Origin of the sequence: Bathymodiolus heckerae thiotrophic gill symbiont (genome assembly GCF_900128515.1) — a bacterium.
Classification (GTDB): Bacteria; Pseudomonadota; Gammaproteobacteria; order PS1; family Pseudothioglobaceae; genus Thioglobus_A.
In genome coordinates this window covers 14316-30858 of the sequence record NZ_FQTP01000002.1, presented here as the reverse complement: position 1 = coordinate 30858, position 16543 = coordinate 14316, and the positions used below count along the sequence as shown (strand labels likewise).

General features: G+C 39.4%; 22 protein-coding genes and 1 pseudogene. 13 read left to right on the top strand and 10 right to left on the bottom strand.

Translation table 11 applies throughout. The annotated features are described in order from the left end of the window. Positions 1-58: 58 nt before the first annotated feature. A complete protein-coding gene (locus BTHERMOSOX_RS00525; RefSeq protein ID WP_138118468.1) occupies positions 59-697 on the bottom strand; it encodes an adenylate kinase in 639 nt (212 codons plus the stop codon). A 336-nt stretch (positions 698-1033) separates the two neighbouring features. Between BTHERMOSOX_RS00525 and BTHERMOSOX_RS00520 the strand changes: the two genes are divergently transcribed. Both BTHERMOSOX_RS00520 and BTHERMOSOX_RS00515 read left to right on the top strand, forming a co-directional pair. Continuing rightward, positions 1034-1198, top strand: a complete 165-nt coding sequence (locus tag BTHERMOSOX_RS00520) for a PIN domain-containing protein (protein WP_138118467.1) — start codon at positions 1034-1036, stop codon at positions 1196-1198. Positions 1199-1350: 152 nt separating this feature from the next. Beyond that, entirely contained in the window at positions 1351-2583 is a 1233-nt protein-coding gene (locus tag BTHERMOSOX_RS00515) for a DUF711 family protein (protein ID WP_138118466.1), read from the top strand. A 13-nt stretch (positions 2584-2596) separates the two neighbouring features. On the opposite strand, the gene BTHERMOSOX_RS00510 is transcribed toward BTHERMOSOX_RS00515, so the two are convergent. The 5 genes and pseudogenes from BTHERMOSOX_RS00510 to grpE form a co-directional block, all read right to left on the bottom strand. Next, positions 2597-2881 carry a type II toxin-antitoxin system RelE/ParE family toxin gene (locus BTHERMOSOX_RS00510; RefSeq protein ID WP_138118465.1) on the bottom strand — a complete coding sequence of 95 codons (285 nt, stop codon included), beginning with the start codon at positions 2879-2881 and terminating at the stop codon, positions 2597-2599. Then, on the bottom strand, positions 2881-3147 hold the full coding sequence (locus BTHERMOSOX_RS00505; RefSeq protein WP_138118464.1) for a CopG family ribbon-helix-helix protein: 267 nt from the start codon (positions 3145-3147) through the stop codon (positions 2881-2883). Before BTHERMOSOX_RS00505 ends, BTHERMOSOX_RS00510 begins: the two co-directional genes overlap by 1 nt. A gap of 179 nt (positions 3148-3326) precedes the next feature. Next, positions 3327-3521 carry a type II toxin-antitoxin system RelE/ParE family toxin gene (locus BTHERMOSOX_RS00500; protein ID WP_249360559.1) on the bottom strand — a complete coding sequence of 65 codons (195 nt, stop codon included), beginning with the start codon at positions 3519-3521 and terminating at the stop codon, positions 3327-3329. A 5-nt stretch (positions 3522-3526) separates the two neighbouring features. Continuing rightward, positions 3527-3746, bottom strand: a pseudogene (locus BTHERMOSOX_RS12025) (ParD-like family protein). 83 nt (positions 3747-3829) lie between these two features. Beyond that, positions 3830-4375 (bottom strand): nucleotide exchange factor GrpE, encoded by a 546-nt coding sequence (gene grpE, locus BTHERMOSOX_RS00490; protein ID WP_138118463.1) that lies wholly within the window; start codon positions 4373-4375, stop codon positions 3830-3832. A gap of 80 nt (positions 4376-4455) precedes the next feature. On the opposite strand from grpE, the gene BTHERMOSOX_RS00485 reads away from it, so the two are divergent. Further along, complete coding sequence (locus tag BTHERMOSOX_RS00485) at positions 4456-5277, top strand: NAD(+) kinase (protein WP_138118462.1); 822 nt, start codon at positions 4456-4458, stop codon at positions 5275-5277. Positions 5278-5291: 14 nt separating this feature from the next. Further along, entirely contained in the window at positions 5292-6959 is a 1668-nt protein-coding gene (gene recN, locus BTHERMOSOX_RS00480) for a DNA repair protein RecN (RefSeq protein WP_138118461.1), read from the top strand. 41 nt (positions 6960-7000) lie between these two features. On the opposite strand, the gene BTHERMOSOX_RS00475 is transcribed toward recN, so the two are convergent. Next, a complete protein-coding gene (locus tag BTHERMOSOX_RS00475; RefSeq protein WP_138118460.1) occupies positions 7001-8287 on the bottom strand; it encodes an NAD(P)/FAD-dependent oxidoreductase in 1287 nt (428 codons plus the stop codon). 170 nt (positions 8288-8457) lie between these two features. Between BTHERMOSOX_RS00475 and BTHERMOSOX_RS12020 the strand changes: the two genes are divergently transcribed. The 9 genes from BTHERMOSOX_RS12020 to BTHERMOSOX_RS00430 are packed head-to-tail and all read left to right on the top strand — an operon-like array spanning position 8458 to position 15187. Then, the gene (locus tag BTHERMOSOX_RS12020) at positions 8458-8721 is read left to right on the top strand and encodes an ATP synthase subunit I (protein WP_171004604.1); all 264 of its coding nucleotides are present in this window, start codon (positions 8458-8460) and stop codon (positions 8719-8721) included. Next, positions 8703-9566, top strand: a complete 864-nt coding sequence (atpB, locus tag BTHERMOSOX_RS00465) for a F0F1 ATP synthase subunit A (RefSeq protein WP_138118458.1) — start codon at positions 8703-8705, stop codon at positions 9564-9566. The genes BTHERMOSOX_RS12020 and atpB overlap by 19 nt, the downstream gene beginning before the upstream one ends. Positions 9567-9606: 40 nt before the next feature. Next, positions 9607-9843, top strand: a complete 237-nt coding sequence (atpE, locus tag BTHERMOSOX_RS00460) for a F0F1 ATP synthase subunit C (protein WP_138118457.1) — start codon at positions 9607-9609, stop codon at positions 9841-9843. 36 nt (positions 9844-9879) lie between these two features. Beyond that, positions 9880-10350 (top strand): F0F1 ATP synthase subunit B, encoded by a 471-nt coding sequence (locus tag BTHERMOSOX_RS00455; protein WP_138118456.1) that lies wholly within the window; start codon positions 9880-9882, stop codon positions 10348-10350. A gap of 9 nt (positions 10351-10359) precedes the next feature. After that, positions 10360-10908, top strand: coding sequence for a F0F1 ATP synthase subunit delta (locus BTHERMOSOX_RS00450; RefSeq protein ID WP_138118455.1), 549 nt, complete (start codon positions 10360-10362; stop codon positions 10906-10908). A 27-nt stretch (positions 10909-10935) separates the two neighbouring features. Next, positions 10936-12477, top strand: a complete 1542-nt coding sequence (atpA, locus tag BTHERMOSOX_RS00445) for a F0F1 ATP synthase subunit alpha (protein ID WP_138118454.1) — start codon at positions 10936-10938, stop codon at positions 12475-12477. A 9-nt stretch (positions 12478-12486) separates the two neighbouring features. Beyond that, the gene (gene atpG / locus BTHERMOSOX_RS00440; protein WP_138118453.1) at positions 12487-13350 is read left to right on the top strand and encodes a F0F1 ATP synthase subunit gamma; all 864 of its coding nucleotides are present in this window, start codon (positions 12487-12489) and stop codon (positions 13348-13350) included. A gap of 37 nt (positions 13351-13387) precedes the next feature. Next, the gene (atpD, locus tag BTHERMOSOX_RS00435) at positions 13388-14770 is read left to right on the top strand and encodes a F0F1 ATP synthase subunit beta (protein WP_138118452.1); all 1383 of its coding nucleotides are present in this window, start codon (positions 13388-13390) and stop codon (positions 14768-14770) included. Further along, positions 14771-15187 carry a F0F1 ATP synthase subunit epsilon gene (locus BTHERMOSOX_RS00430; RefSeq protein ID WP_138118451.1) on the top strand — a complete coding sequence of 139 codons (417 nt, stop codon included), beginning with the start codon at positions 14771-14773 and terminating at the stop codon, positions 15185-15187. Here the strand turns inward: BTHERMOSOX_RS00430 and BTHERMOSOX_RS00425 are convergent. The 3 genes from BTHERMOSOX_RS00425 to ampD are packed head-to-tail and all read right to left on the bottom strand — an operon-like array spanning position 15184 to position 16528. Further along, the gene (locus BTHERMOSOX_RS00425; RefSeq protein WP_138118450.1) at positions 15184-15483 is read right to left on the bottom strand and encodes an MGMT family protein; all 300 of its coding nucleotides are present in this window, start codon (positions 15481-15483) and stop codon (positions 15184-15186) included. The genes BTHERMOSOX_RS00430 and BTHERMOSOX_RS00425 overlap by 4 nt on opposite strands. Beyond that, positions 15480-16013: a 3-deoxy-manno-octulosonate-8-phosphatase KdsC gene (kdsC, locus tag BTHERMOSOX_RS00420; protein WP_138118449.1), complete on the bottom strand. Its 534-nt coding sequence runs from the start codon at positions 16011-16013 to the stop codon at positions 15480-15482. Before kdsC ends, BTHERMOSOX_RS00425 begins: the two co-directional genes overlap by 4 nt. Further along, the gene (gene ampD, locus BTHERMOSOX_RS00415) at positions 16010-16528 is read right to left on the bottom strand and encodes a 1,6-anhydro-N-acetylmuramyl-L-alanine amidase AmpD (RefSeq protein ID WP_138118448.1); all 519 of its coding nucleotides are present in this window, start codon (positions 16526-16528) and stop codon (positions 16010-16012) included. Before ampD ends, kdsC begins: the two co-directional genes overlap by 4 nt. Positions 16529-16543: the final 15 nt, after the last annotated feature.

Here is a 16543-nt window from a genome sequence, read left to right as displayed (position 1 = left end):
CCAAGCACTTTCACACTTGGGGTTTTTAGCTTTATGCTACCTATTCGGCTAGCAAATATTAGCCGATTCTTGTTGTAATCGCATCAATCACCGCTTGAGACGAAGTAGCGTCAACGCTAAGTAACAAGCCTTCTTCTTTATAGAAGCCTACTAAAGGTGCGGTTTGATCGTTGTAAACATTCAAACGATTGCTGATTGCCTCTTCAGTTTCATCTTCACGTTGTACGGCGGCACCACCACATTTGTCACATACGCCTTCAACTTTAGTCGGGTTAGACTTGGTGTTGTAAATTGCACCACAAGCTTCACAAGTACGACGTGTTGTTAAACGATCAAGAATCACATCACGTGGAACATCGATTTCAACAGCTGCGTCTAATTTTTCTCCCATTTTTTCAAGTAGTGCTTTTAAAGCTTCTGCTTGTGGAATTGTGCGCGGGAAGCCGTCTAATAAGTAGCCAGATTTACAATCATCTTCTTGTAAACGCTCTTCCATAATGCCCATGATTAAATCGTCAGATACTAAGTCACCTGCTTTCATTGCTGCTTGTGCTTGTTTGCCTAGCTCTGTACCTGTTGCAACTGCACCACGCAAAATATCGCCTGTAGAGATTTGAACTGAACCGTCAAGCTTAGTTAGTAATTTTGCAACTGTGCCCTTGCCTGCGCCTGGTGCACCTAAAAGAATTAATTTCATAGTGTTTCCTTGGAATAAGTTAATAAAAAATTCAACCTTACCGTTTTAATCTTTAAGGTCAAAATTGAGCAAAAATTATATCATAGAGATGTGGTGTTTACAATCTAAGCATAATTTACACTCATTGTTAAAATTTCCGAAATTTTTGGTTTTTAGAACGGACAAGGCTCAATCTAAGTTAAAAACGGCATTATTTATGCAGTAAATAAAGGTTTTGTGGTAATTAGACCTTGTAAAAGACAAAATTAGAAATGCAGTATTTGTATGAAATTGGTAGAATAAAAAACCTTGCCAGAGGTTGTTTTAAAATCCTTGCGCTAGTCTATTGGTTTGGTTGTGGCGACCACCGAGAGTAGCGTTATATTTGATAGCGCTATTAAAGTTGACTGGACGCGAGATGTATTTGATCGATTAATTGTTGCTCAAGCAATGGCTGATAAGGCTGAGTTAATTACTAAAGATGGTAATATCCTTAAGCATTATAATAAGGCTGTTTGGTAATTTTTTAGTTAAATCCTTTTTCGTTCTGAGCACAGCGAGGAAATGCCCTTGGGGTACAACAAGAAAATTCGGGTCTATTTTTAAAAAATAGAGGCGGCATCAAATAGAATACTCCTGTTGTTTATAATGAATTTTAGTAAAACTACAATAATATGAACTATAAGAATAAAGATCTTTGCAAGATAAGAACAATAACTACTTTTTTGTCATTGAATGATAGAAAAGAAACGTGGAATAAAGAAATAATAAAAGCATCAAAATTTTGCGCTGATCTATCTACAGAATTCCAAAAAAATAATTACACAGTTCAATCAGTCAGAATTGTTACAAACCCATTTGGAGAGTATTTAAATACTGACAGTTTGGAAAATGCAAAGATAGATTTGGCCTATCTTTCTGAGTTGTTAAATTCTGCTAATACATCTGGAGTTAGAATTAGATTTGCAATTGGAGAGGCAAAAACCCAAGAAGAAATAGAAATCCTTCCAGAGCTGGTTAAAGAGTTCGGGGATTTATGCAATGTATGCGTTAATGTAGGAACTGATGATTTCGGGGTTCTTGACAATAACTTAATCCAGCATTGTGCAAAAGCAGTTAGCAGGATTAGCACCATTACACCAAGAGGTGAGGGAAATTTTAACTTTACAGTAAATTTTAATTGTGATCCGCTTATACCTTATTTTCCCGCTAGTTATCATAGGAGAGAGTTGGGTGATAGGTTTGTTATAGGCCTTGAAACGCCAGATTTGCTTGTTAGTGTTTTAAAAGAATTTAATGGTGCCACAAACGATAAAGATCACAATAAGCTATTTGAAGGCTATTACAACGCTATGAGTGAGGCGTTACAATATCACATTTCTATGATTGATAATATCATTGACAATTCAAACATTGAAAAACCATTTAAATTTTCTGGTTTTGATAGCTCCGCAGCACCATCAAAAAATTGTTCAAGTATGGTTGAAGTTTATGAGCAAATGGGTGTTGAGTATTTTGGTGCAAGTGGAACGGTTGAGGCATCATCTTTGTTAACCAAAGTATTTAAGTCTGTTAATGGTGTGGATCTGGTAGGATTTTCCGGACTTATGCTAGCGTTAACGGAAGATGTTGGTTTGGCGCAAGGTACGATTGATTCAAATTTTGATATCCACTCCTTGTTAACCTATAGTTCTGTTTGTGGCATTGGTTTAGATACAGTTCCGATTCCAGGCGATACATCTATAGATAAGATATCTGCCCTTATGAGAGATACAGGAACAATGGCATTTCGATTAAATAAGCCACTCACTGTTCGTGTTTTTCCAGTTCCAGGCTTAAATACTGACGATATAACAAGTTTTGAAAGTGATGATTTGTGCAATTGCGCAGTGCTCAACGTTCCATAACCCCTTTATTTTTTTATTCATTTCCCTCATTTTCCTTGTCATGCCACAATTTTAATATGAAAATATCGTCATTAGCAACAAGATATCGAATGGTGTAATTACCAACAAATAAATCTCTTATCTTTTTTGGATCTGTCGCCTTGCTAACTTCAATGCCAATTTGAGAAGATATGGATAATTTGTTTATTTCCTGCTTTAATTCACTTGATATCCTGCTTGTGGCAGTTGGATTCTTATCGGCAATAAACTCTCGCAAGCGAATTAGATCTGATAGAACTCCAGTGGTATGGTGAATCATTATGCAGTTGGTTGTGATAACTCATCATCACCCCTCCAACTATCCATCCATTTTTCAACAGCGTCTGAACTAACAACTCTGCCATTTTTCACATCATCCAGCGCTTCAAGCGTGTCTTGCCAGCGGCCTTGATCCATTGCTTGACGTGCAACAAACTCTTTAACTGCTTGATTAATTAGATAGTTTTTACTTCTGTTTAATTTTTTAGTTAAGTCTGCAAGCGGTTTTTCAATTTCTGAATTTAGGCGAATACTAGTAACACCCATAATAAAATCGTTGTAGTTATTTGTAATACGTTGCTTAATAAATTGGGGATTTTTATTGCTCTTTATAAAATTGATGGGAACAGCATCCGTTAATTTTAGTGTTTAACTCGTTTCTTTAGATCTCGATAGAAATTTTGATGAACATCAATTTTAATAAGTTCCAAATTAGATTCTATAAATCAGTAAGCTAACAGGTATTGCTGGGTCTTTACCTTGTATTTATAAACAAATATTCTAACCAGATCGCCTTTTTTCTCAACACCCGTATCCGGGTTTTCGATCACTGTATGAACAGCCTTATCTAGTGCTAATTTATCATTCTTTGATAATTTTTTGACCTTTCTTTCAAAAGTTTTTGACTGATAAATTTTCACCCAGATTAGCCGAATTTAAATTCAGACTTTTCTCCAGAGTCTAGTTCCTCAATACTCACTAACAGATCTTTAATAAATTCATAGGACAGATCTGGGTTATCATACAGCGCACTTGCCGATACGCGCCCAATACTCTACTTGGCCTGTAACAGAGCGGTGCTCTACTTTAGAATACTTCTTTGCGTTGCTAGCCAGTTCATCTGAAATTCTTACTGCTGTTGACATTGTTGTACCTGTTTATTAGTTTGAGTACATTATGTTGCACAATGCAACTAATAGCAAAAAAATAGCTTGTTGTAGGTTGGCTGCTACTGAACCACAATCACCATCGCTGGACGAACCAAGCGGCCGTTTAAAGTAAAGCCGTGTTGTATCACTTCTAATACTGAATTGGACTCTTTGTCTGGCATTGGGATCATGGTAACTGCTTCATGGAATTCTGGATCAAATGTTTCGCCAGTAGGGTTTAAAAGCTCAACACCAAATTTTTCCATGGTTGATAAAAATACTTTGTCTGTCATTTCCAAGCCTTCGGTAATGATTTCAACTGAAGTGCTCTCGTCTTTAGCCGTTTTTAAGCCCATTGTTAATGAATCTTTCACTTCAAGTAGCGCTTTTACAAATCCGTCTAATGCAAATTTGTGCGCATTTTCAAGGTCTTTAGCATTTCGACGTTTTAGATTTTCCATTTCCGCTTGTGCGCGCAATAGCTTCTCCCAGTTGTCTTTGGCAGATTGTTGGGCCGCCTCTAGCTGAGTTTCTAAATCATCTTCTGGCGCTTCTTGCTCGGCAGCCTCAATGTTTTCATCTTCAACTTTTTCAACGCTCTCGTCTTGCTCTTGTTTTTTTGCCATCTTGTTGTCCAATTAATGTATATTTGTAGCCAGTTATATAGTGGTTATTTTAAAGAATTCAACCTTGAGTGATTAAGAAAATGTTTAATACAATTGGCATCATTAGCAAACCCAATGATCCTGTCAGCAAAGGCACGGCAGACGAGCTATGCGCGTTTCTAGAAGAGCGCGGTGTTGGTGTGGTTGAGGGCAGGGAGTTAATTTCCGAGCAGGCAGATTTAATTATTGTGGTGGGCGGTGATGGGTCCATCTTAAATACTGCCCGTACTTTTGTTGATAATAATATTCCAATTTTGGGGATTAATTTAGGTCGTTTAGGCTTTCTAGCGGATGTATCTGCTGGGAAGATGTTTGATATAGTTTCCCAAGTGCTAGAAGGTGAATTTACTAAGGAAGAGCGCTGCTTGCTTTCTTGCCAAATTGAGCAAGATGGACAGGTTGTACATCAAAGTGTGGCATTAAACGATGCAGTTATTAACCGCCAAGACGCTTTGAAGATGATCGAATTTGATGTTTATATTGATGGTAAGTTTGTAAATAATCAACGCGCTGATGGATTGATTATTACCACGCCTACGGGATCAACAGCTTATGCATTATCAAGCGGCGGACCTATTATGCACCCAGGTGTTAATGCAATTGGCCTGGTTTCAATTTGCCCGCACACCATGAGTCATCGCCCGTTATTAGTACCGGGCGGTAGCGAGGTGGTGGTTCGTATTAAGGAGAGCAGTGAAGGCGTGAGCGTGCATATTGATGGACAAGAGTCCTTCCCGATTTTGCCGGGTCAGGAGGTTCGCGTGCGCCAACACGGCGGTTTTATTCATTTATTGCATCCAAAAAATTATGATTATTTTGAAATTATTCGCTCAAAATTACATTGGGGATCTAAGCTCTCGTAAGCCGGTATAAAAAAATGTTATCGCAGTTATCTGTAAAAAATTTAGCCGTTGTTGAAACTCTAGACCTATCTTTCGAGCCAGGCATGAGTACAGTTACGGGTGAAACAGGCGCAGGAAAATCTATTCTTTTGCAGGCATTGAGCTTGTCACTCGGTATTCGGGCCGATTCAAATTTGGTGCGTCATGGCAAAGATAAAGCCGATGTAAGCGCAGTTTTTTCCGTGGATCAAAACCAAGCAGTTCAAGGTTTTTTAGCAGAGCATTCTCTGGAAGACGAGGGTGAGTGTATTCTACGCCGCGTGATTACCAGTGATGGGCGCTCTAAAGCCTTTATTAATGGCAGTAGTACACCCTTGTCAATTGTACGAGAGTTGGGCGATTTACTGATTGACATACATGGCCAGAATGAACATCAATTGTTATTGCGCCCTGATCAGCAGTTGCAATTATTAGATGGTTTTGCACGATTGAATGACGATAAAGATGCGCTAAATTTGATTGTTAGAGAGCATAAAACACTGGCTGATAAGATCGGCCAATTAAGTAATAATCAGGATATTATCGAGCAACAGCAAGCGCTTTATTCTCATCAGCTTAAAGAACTTGATGAAGCGATGCTTAATCAAGATGAACTCAATAGTATTGAGGCGGACTTTAAAACTAGTGCTAATGCACAAACAATTACTGAAAAAACTTCCAATGTATTGGCGCAGCTGGAAGATGAATCCGGCGCCAATGCACAGCTATTATCCTTAAGTGCTAGCCTATCTGAAGCGCTGCAGATGGATGAAAAACTGCGGACGGGTTTTGAGTTAATTAACTCAGCACAAGTACAAGCTCAAGAAGCTATTTACGAATTGACACAATATTTAAGCAAGCTTTCAACCAATGAGCAAAGTGCACAAGAAATGGAAGAGCGAATTTCTGAATTGTATGGCTTGGCTAGAAAGCATGATTGTCAAATTGAGGCCCTGCTAACAGCACGTGATCAGATCGGACAAAAATTAGATGAGATCGGTGGCGGGGCAAATTCTATTGAAGAAATGAGCCAGCAATTATCGGTTATTAATGATCGTTATCAGCTCAAAGCACAAGCATTAAGCAAAGTCAGAGTTGAAAAAACACGGGCGTTGTCAAAACTAGTCACTGAGGCGATGCAAGTATTGGGCATGCCAGGTAGTGAATTTAAAGCAGAACTTAATCAAAAAACTGACGGTGTTCATTTGAATGGTAATGAAAGTGTGGAGTTTTTGGTAAAAACCAATATGGGGCAGGAATTCAGCCTACTTAAAAAAGTAGCTTCTGGCGGTGAATTATCAAGAATTTCGCTGGCTATTTCAGTGGTCGGTAGTGATAGTGAATATACACCAACCTTGATTTTTGACGAAGTAGACGTGGGTATTAGTGGTGCAGTTGCAGAAGTGGTGGGTAAAAAATTGCAAGATTTGGCAAAGAATTATCAAATTATCTGTATCACGCATTTGGCTCAAGTAGCTGCCTTTGGCCATCAACACCTACAAGTTAGTAAGGTTCAGCAAGATGATAGCGTACAGACAACTGTTATCCAGCTTACAAACGATCAGCGAGTGGAAGAGGTGGCGCGTATTGTGGGCGGTGCAACCATTACTGATAAAGCCAGATTGGCTGCAGAAGAAATGATTTCTGCCAGTAGAGTAAGGTAATATCCAAAAAAAAGCCGCTTTCGCGGCTCTTTTTAACCAATCTATTTCTTTTTTAAACGCTCAATGCCCAACATCTTAAAGATGTACTTTTGATAGGATGGTTCAGAATTGCCTGTTTTCATGTTACGAATAAAGAACTTTTCGAAAGCAATTTTAGCCAAATGCATCATCCTGCCTTTTTTTGCCCAAGTGACATTTCTAGGTGGAATCTGGGGCATGGCAACAAACGCAGCACCAGTATCACCCATGTCAGCAATACAAACCGCATTCCAAGTAGGGATGTGTGAAGGTGATTTTCCAGCAATCATTTCTTCAATATTGTGCACCACAGCAGTCACCATTGACTCAATCATGTAGCCTGTTTTTGGCGTACCACACATAACTGGCGTGGCTTCAACAGGCGGGATGGCGATATTAACACCGACTGAAAAAATATTTTCTTTAACAGGTGATTGCTGATAATCATTAATCATGACAAAACCACGTGGATTAACATAGCCCGCATCAATTTCTGCTAATTTTGCAACAGTATCAACCCCTTTAAAGGCCGGTAGCATCATTGTGTGCATGGTGGCAACTTCATGGGTTTTAATGGTTTTTCCTTCATCGTTGACTTCATCGACATTGACTGTATCAGCAGTAACTGAGGTTACCTTTGCATTGATAATCCATTTGATATGACGTTGTCTAAATTCAGACTCAAGTAGTCCTTTAGAATCACCAACACCACCCAAACCTAAGTGGCCAATATAAGGCTCAGCCGTAATAAAGGTTATCGGGCATTTGTCGCGAATACCACGTTTTTTAAGATCGGTGTCCATAATACAAGCAAACTCATAAGCCGGACCAAAGCAAGACGCACCTTGAACCGCACCTACAGCGATTGGACCACCACCATTAGCGCAGAATGTTCCCCATTCGCTAGAAGCAACTTTGGCGTGAGCCGTTGTACAAATTGAAACGCTGTGCCCTTCAGGCCCCAAACCCTCAACCTCATCAAAGGCTAATTTTGGGCCAGTGGCTAACACTAAATAATCATAATCAACGACTTGATCGCCAACCATTACTTGGTTATCATTCGGCTTGATTTGCGTCGCTTCACCAATAATAAGGTTAATATCTTTGCGCTCTAAACGCGGTGCTAATTCAAAGCTGATATCGTCTTCACTACGCCAGCCAACAGCCAACCAAGGATTTGACGGAATGAAATTAAAGTTTGGATTGTTAGAAATAACGGTGACTTCATGATCATTACCCAAAGTCTTCTTCATATCGTAAGCGAAGGGCAATCCGCCCGTACTTGCACCAATAACGACAACATGTGCCATATACTCTCTCCTCAGTAGTATTTAGTTCAAAACGTAACCATTATTGAGATAAAGAGTAAGTTTGTCAAGTAAACATGCAAAACTAAAGCGCTTTAATTTGAAAAAAAGCAGAGTAAAGTTGCTATTTTTATTAGAAAGTGAATAATTGATAGTATATAATATTGCGATCTATGGAATACATTGCTGGCATTTTGATTGCGGTACTAAATCAAGGCCTACTTAATTGGCGGCTTCAACAATTAATCCGTAGAAAAAACACCAACCCTAAAAAAATTGTAAATTTGGCTAGGGTTTCATTGGTTGAAAGGCTTATGTTGGTGGGAGTTTTACTAGTATTTGCCATGCAACGCTTTGATCCACTGAGTGTTATATTAAGTTTTTTTTTTATTAATTTAAGTTTTTCTTTTTACAATTCATGTCAGTCGAAACCCTAACAACCTCAGAATATATTAAACACCACCTAACCAATCTGACTTACGGTCAAATTGATGGACATTGGGGATTTGCGCACACCGCAGAGCAGGCCTCAAGCATGGGGTTTTGGTCAATCAATGTTGACTCCATGTTTTGGTCTTTGGCAACGGTACTCATTTTCTTTTTCGTTTTCCGTGTTGCTGGCAAAAAAGCCACAACCGGCGTGCCAACCGGCTTTCAAAACTTTATTGAAATGGTGATTGAATTTGTTGATAACAGCGTTCGCGATTCCTTTAATTACCAAAACAAATTAGTGGCGCCAATGGCATTGAGTATTTTTGTTTGGATTTTTCTGATGAACTTCATGGACTTAATCCCGATTGATTGGCTGCCACAAATCGCGGCGTTATCGGTTGAAGCAATGGGCGGAGACCCACATTCAGCTTTCTTTAAAGTAGTGCCATCAACCGATCCAAACATCACTTTTGGTATGGCAATTTCAATCTTTATCTTGATTTTATATTACAGCATCAAGCACAAAGGCTTGGGTGGATTCTTATCAGAGCTGGCTTTTCATCCGTTTGGAAAATGGGGACTACCAGCAAACTTATTGCTTGAAGGTGTTTCTTTAATTGCCAAGCCAATCTCATTAGCGCTGCGTTTATTTGGTAACATGTATGCTGGCGAGATTATCTTTATTCTAATTGCCACGATGTATAGTGCGCATATTGGTTTTGGTATATTTGGCGGTATCTTGCAAGTTGTTTGGGCGTTGTTCCATGTTTTGATCATTACTTTGCAGGCTTATATCTTTATGGTGCTGACCATTGTATACATGGATATGGCGCACCAAAAAGATCATTAATGTAGCGTATAATTTTTTTTAAATAAAACAGGAGATAGAAATGAATGAAGTAAGTGCAATGTTGTATATAGCAGGTGGTTTGATGTTGGGTTTGGGCGCTTTGGGCGCTGCAGTTGGTGTGGGCGTATTGAGCTCAAAAGTACTAGAAGGTGCTGCGCGTCAGCCAGAGCTTGTTCCTATGCTAACGTCTAAATTCTTTATGTTTATGGGTATTGTAGATGCGGTACCGATGATTGCAGTTGGCATGGGCTTATACGTATTATTTGGTGTTGCTTAAATCTTTTCGTACCTCATTTTTAATTAAGGCAGACTTATGAATATCAATGCTACGTTAATTGGTCAATCAATTGCATTTTTCATTTTTATCTATCTGGTCAAACAATACGTTTGGCCGCCGCTGATCGCAGCCATGGAGGAGCGCCAAAAGCGCATCGAAGTTGGTCTACTTGCAGCGGAACGTGGTTTATCTGAGCAAGCGGAAGCTGAGCAAAGAGCACAAGAGTTAATTAGCCAGTCTAAAGATCAGGCGGCAGAGATTATCGCTAACGCTTCTAAGCAAGCATCAAATATGGTGGAAGAAGCTAAAGATGTTGCAATTCAAGCTGCTGACAAAGTTAAGTCAGCTGCTAGCGCAGAGCTTGAGCAAGATACCACACGTGTCCGTAATGAACTACAAGAGCGAGTATCGGCATTAGTTATGCAAGGCGTTAATGCAGTGTTATCTAAAGAAGTAGATAGCAAGACGCATAAAGACATGCTATCTAAACTGTCTCAAACGTTATAGTAAACGATTATGGAATTAGTTACAATCGCTAAACCTTACGCAAATGCAGTTTTTTCAATTGCTCAGCAGGATGAATCACACGATGATTGGAAGGCTGTATTAGAAGCATCTGCAGCTTTAGTTGTGGATGATCAAATGCAAGTTTATTTAGATTCACCAAGTGCTTCAAAGCAAGATAAAAGTAGTGCTACTCAAAGTCTTGTTGCTAGCGTTATTGATCGTAAATTAAACACCAAGGAAAATGAATTTTTATCATTAATTTTGGCGAATGATCGAGCTGCAGTACTACCAAGTATCTTATCTTTGTTTGAAGACCGATCGAATTCGTTTGACGATGCAAAAGCGTTTAGCGTGATTAGCGCCTATAAGCTGACTGCTACTGAAGAGAAAAATATTGTTAAGGACCTTAGTGAGAAGTACAATGCCAGTGTAAGCATTGAAACAACTATTGATGAGTCGCTGGTTGGCGGTCTGATTATAAAACTAGGGGACAAAGTGATTGATTTATCAATCAAAGCTCGTACAGATGAGCTTAACTTACGTCTGACAACACATTAATTATAAATTTATATAAAAGGAAGAGTTATGCAATTAAACGCCAGCGAAATTAGTGATTTAATTAAAAAACAAATAGAAGGTTTTGACTTTGGTTCAGAAGCTCGCACAGAAGGTAGAATCGTAAGTGTTAGTGACGGCATTGTTAAAATCCACGGCTTAGCTGACGTTCAATTTGGTGAAATGCTTGAATTCCCGGGCAACACTTTTGGAATGGCACTTAACCTTGAGCAAGATTCAGTTGGTGCGGTTGTATTAGGTGATTACCTTCACCTTTCAGAAGGCGACATTGTTAAATGTACTAACAGATTGGTGGAGGTGCCAGTTGGTGAAGCAATGTTGGGACGTGTTGTGAACCCGTTAGGCCAGCCAATTGATGGCAAAGGCGCAATTGCAACAACAGGCTCACTTCCTTTGGAAATTATGGCACCAGGTGTAATTGAGCGTAAGTCAGTTGACCAGCCGATTCAGACAGGTGTTAAAGCAATTGACGCAATGGTTCCAGTTGGCCGTGGTCAACGTGAGCTAATTATTGGCGATCGCCAAACAGGTAAAACAGCAGTTGCGATTGATGCAATTATCAATCAAAAAGACACGGGCATTCGTTGTGTTTATGTTGCGATTGGTCAAAAAGACTCATCAGTAGCAGCAGTGGTTCGTAAATTAGAAGGGCATGGTGCTTTAGAGAATACGATCATCGTTAATGCAGGTGCAGCGTCATCTCCAGCACTACAATACATCGCACCATATGCAGGTTGTTCAATGGCTGAATACTTCCGTGATCGTGGTGAAGATGCATTGATTGTTTATGATGATTTGACCAAACAAGCATGGGCTTACCGTGAAGTATCATTATTACTTAAGCGTCCACCAGGACGTGAAGCTTACCCAGGCGACGTATTCTACTTGCATTCTCGTTTATTAGAGCGTGCATCGCGTGTAAATGCCGAGTACGTTGAAAAAATGACTAACGGCGAAGTAAAAGGTAAAACGGGTTCATTAACAGCATTACCAATTATTGAGACTCAGGGTGGCGACGTATCAGCATTCGTACCAACAAATGTAATTTCAATTACTGATGGTCAGATCTTCTTAGAAACTGATTTGTTTAACGCGGGTGTAAGACCAGCGATTAACGCCGGTTTATCAGTATCTCGTGTTGGTGGTGCAGCGCAAACAAATATCATTAAGAAATTAGGTGGAGGTATTCGTTTAGACTTGGCTCAGTACCGTGAATTACAAGCATTCGCTCAGTTTGCGTCAGATCTTGATGCTGAAACAAAAGCACAAATTGATCGTGGTCAGCGTGTAACAGAGTTGATGAAACAAAAGCAATACTCTCCACTATCAGTGGCCGAGCTTGCAACCTCATTATTTGCCGCTAACTCTGGCTCACTAGATGATATTGATGCAAAGAAAGTTGTTGATTTTGAAGAAGCTTTATTAAACTACATGAAGTCAAATCAGGTTATGTTAATGGATGAAATTAACAAAGACGGTGAATACAATGACGATATTGCTAGCAAGTTACAAGTGGCAATTGATGATTTCAAAGCAAACCACACTTGGTAATTAAATAATATGGCAGCTGGAAAGGAAATTAGGACGCAGATCGCGAGTATTAAAAATACTCAGAAGATCACTTCGGCCATGGAAATGGTGGCCGCGTCTAAAATGAAAAAGGCCCAAAATAGAATGGAGGCATCACGCCCTTATTCTGAAAAAATCACTAAGGTGGTTGGTCATTTAGCAAACGCACATCCTGAGTTCGAACACCCTTATATGAAAGAGGTCGGTGAGCTTAAGCGTGTTGGTATTATTATCATCTCGAGTGATCGAGGTTTGTGTGGTGGTCTAAACACTAACTTGTTTAGAAATATTTTAAGACAAGTTACAGACTATCAAGCTAAAGGTATTGAAGTTGACATTTGTACGATTGGTAAAAAAGCTACCGCTTTTTTCAAAAATTCTGGTTTAACCATTAAGTCTGTCTTAACAGACTTAGGTGATGCGCCACATTTTGACGACCTATTAGGTACGGTTAAAGTGATGTTAGATGCTTATGACAACGATGAATTCCAGCAATTGTCAGTCGCCTACAATAAATTTGCTAACACCATGACCCAAGTGCCAACAACTGCACAGTTGATTCCAATGGTTGCATCTGATGCTGAAGGTATGGATCATCGTTGGGATTATATTTATGAGCCAGACGCTGAAGAAGCATTAAGCGCATTGTTAGTTAGATATATTGAGGCACTTGTTTATCAAGGTTTAGTTGAAAATATTGCTTGTGAGCAGTCATCTAGAATGGTTGCCATGAAGAGTGCAACAGATAATGCTGGTGACATGGTAGATGAGTTAGAGATGGTTTACAACAAGGCAAGACAGGCAGCAATTACTCAGGAAATTTCTGAGATTGTAAGTGGCGCGTCAGCAGTATAGAATTTAAAAATAAAGATTTAAAAAAAGGAAGAGCAAAATGAGCAGCGGAAAAATTACACAAATTATTGGCGCGGTTATTGATGTCGAGTTTCAGGCAGATAACGTTCCAAATATTTATGATGCCTTGATTGTTACGCAAACAGGCCTTACTATTGAAGTACAGCAACAGCTGGGTGATAACACGATTCGTGGTATTGCTATGGGTGGTTCAGAAGGTTTGAAACGTGGTCTTGAAGTAACAAGTACAGGTTCTCCAATTCAAGTTCCAGTAGGTACTAAAACTTTGGGTCGTATCATGAACGTGCTAGGCGAGCCAATTGACAATGCTGGTGATGTTGGCGCTGAAACACAGTGGGCTATTCATCGTCCTGCTCCTGCTTATCATGAGCTTGCCCCTGCTGCAGAATTATTAGAAACCGGTATTAAAGTAATCGACTTGGTTTGTCCGTTTGCTAAAGGTGGTAAAGTTGGTTTATTTGGCGGTGCTGGTGTTGGTAAAACTGTAAACATGATGGAGCTTATTCGTAACATTGCGATCGAGCACTCAGGTTACTCAGTATTTGCTGGTGTTGGTGAGCGTACTCGTGAAGGTAACGATTTCTATCATGAGATGAAAGAATCAAACGTACTTGATAAAGTATCGTTAGTTTACGGTCAAATGAATGAGCCACCAGGAAACAGATTACGTGTTGCATTAACTGGCTTAACAATGGCTGAGTATTTCCGTGACGAAGGTCGTGATGTATTATTGTTCATTGATAACATTTATCGTTACACGCTTGCGGGTACTGAAGTATCTGCACTATTAGGTCGTATGCCTTCTGCAGTAGGTTACCAGCCTACGTTAGCCTCAGAAATGGGTGCATTACAGGAGCGTATCACTTCGACTAAGAAAGGCTCTATTACATCAATTCAGGCGGTATATGTACCAGCAGACGACTTGACAGACCCTTCTCCAGCAACAACATTTGCTCACTTGGATGCAACGGTTGTATTGTCTCGTCAAGTAGCAGAATTGGGTATTTACCCTGCGGTAGATCCACTAGATTCAACTTCTCGTCAGCTTGACCCATTAATTGTTGGTGAAGAGCACTATGAAGTGGCTCGTGGCGTACAAGGTGTGTTGCAGCGCTATAAAGAATTAAAAGATATTATTGCAATTTTGGGTATGGACGAATTATCTGAAGAAGATAAGCAATCTGTATCACGTGCACGTAAAGTTCAGCGTTTCTTATCTCAGCCGTTCTTCGTTGCTGAAGTATTTACAGGCTCTCCAGGTAAGTATGTCTCTCTTAAGGACACAATTTCTGGCTTTAAGGCGATTCTTGATGGTGAGTTAGATGATCTTCCAGAGCAAGCATTCTACATGATGGGCTCTATTGAAGAGGTTCGTGAAAAAGCTGCTGCGGGGAAAGTGTAAATGTCAACGATTCATGTTGATATCGTAAGTGCTACTGAGTCGTTATACTCAGGAGAGGCTAAGTGTGTGTTTGCTCCTGGTAATAGCGGCGAGCTAGGTATTTATCCTCAGCATTTACCACTTTTGTCAACATTGCGTCCTGGCGAAGTTCGTGTGGAAACTGAGAGTGGCATTGAGTCAATTTATGTTTCTGGCGGTATTGTTGAAGTACAGCCAACGGTTGTGACTATTTTTTCTGATACAGCTATTCGTGCGCATGATTTAGATGAATCTAAAGCCTTAGAGGCGAAACAAAGAGCAGAAGAAGAAACGGCTAACGCTGATACGGATCAAGATATTACTTCTACTCAGGCTGCTTTAGCTGAGTCTATGGCACAATTACAATTGATTTCTAAGATGAGAGGCAAGAAGCGTTAAACGCAAATTTCATCAAAATCTATAATTTTGTTGTTAACTACTTGAATGCCTTCTTTTTGAAGGCGTTTTATTTTCACAGATATGTCATCTGCAAGACCACCCAACTCCCCATTTGATTTAACCACTCGATGACAGGGCACCCTAGGTGCAAAGGGGTTTTTATTCATAGCAGATCCAACTGCTCTATAAGCATTGGGATGGTTGATTAGTTTGGCTAAACCTTTGTAGGTAATAACAGAGCCTGCGGGAACGTATTGTTCAAGCGTATCGTAACAGAGTTGTTGAAAATCGGTCACACCAAATATTTAGCCATTGCTAGATCGTAGTTCTCTTGAGATTTTAAAATAAAATCACACACTTCTCTAACTGCACCATGGCCACCTTTTTTATCAGTAACAATGCAGGCATTTTCTTTGACCAACTCATGTGCATTGGCAACTGCAATTGGCAAGCCGATTTTACGCATCACTGGCAAATCAATAATATCATCACCAACATAAGCCACTTGCTCTGCAGTCAGAGATAACTTAGCCAATAGCTCATTAAATGCAATTAGCTTGTCACTTTGACCTTGATAAAAATGTTCAATATTTAAATTATTCATTCGATGGGCAACATTTTGTGTGTTTCTTGCGCTGATCACTGCAGGTTCAATACCATATTCCTTTAATAATTTAATGCCTAGTCCATCTAATGAGTTGAAACGTTTTATTTCTGTACCATCATCAGAAAAGTAAAGCCCACCATCGGTAAGTACACCATCTACATCAAATATAATCAGTTTAATTTTTTTAGCACGCAAATAGGCTTTGTTTAATAAGTTCATGTTAATTGACTCCATTCAAATGCAGGTCCGGGATCGGTTTTTCTACCCGGAGCGATATCACTATGCCCAACTACGTTAGTAATTGGGTAGTGAAATTTTAAAGTTGATAATACGTGATTTAACGATTGATATTGTTTTGTTTTGTAGTTGATATCGTCAGACCCTTCTAATTCAATACCAATAGAGTAATTGTTGCAATCGGCTGTACCATTATAAATTGAGTTGCCCGCATGCCAAGCACGTTGGTCAAAATCTACAAATTGAATAATTGACCCATCACGCTTAATTAGCAAATGAGCAGATACCTTAACACCCTCAATTGTCTTAAAATAATCATGCTTGCTAATGTCAAGCTTATTGGTAAAGAAATCTTCAATATAAGGGTTATTAAATTCAGAGGGCGGCAATGATATATTGTGAATAACAATCAGTGTTATTTCGGCATTTAACGGACGTTGATTGAAGTTTTTAGAAGGGTTTTGTGTTGCACTATCCAGCTGATGATTAATAATCATGTGAATAATTATAAC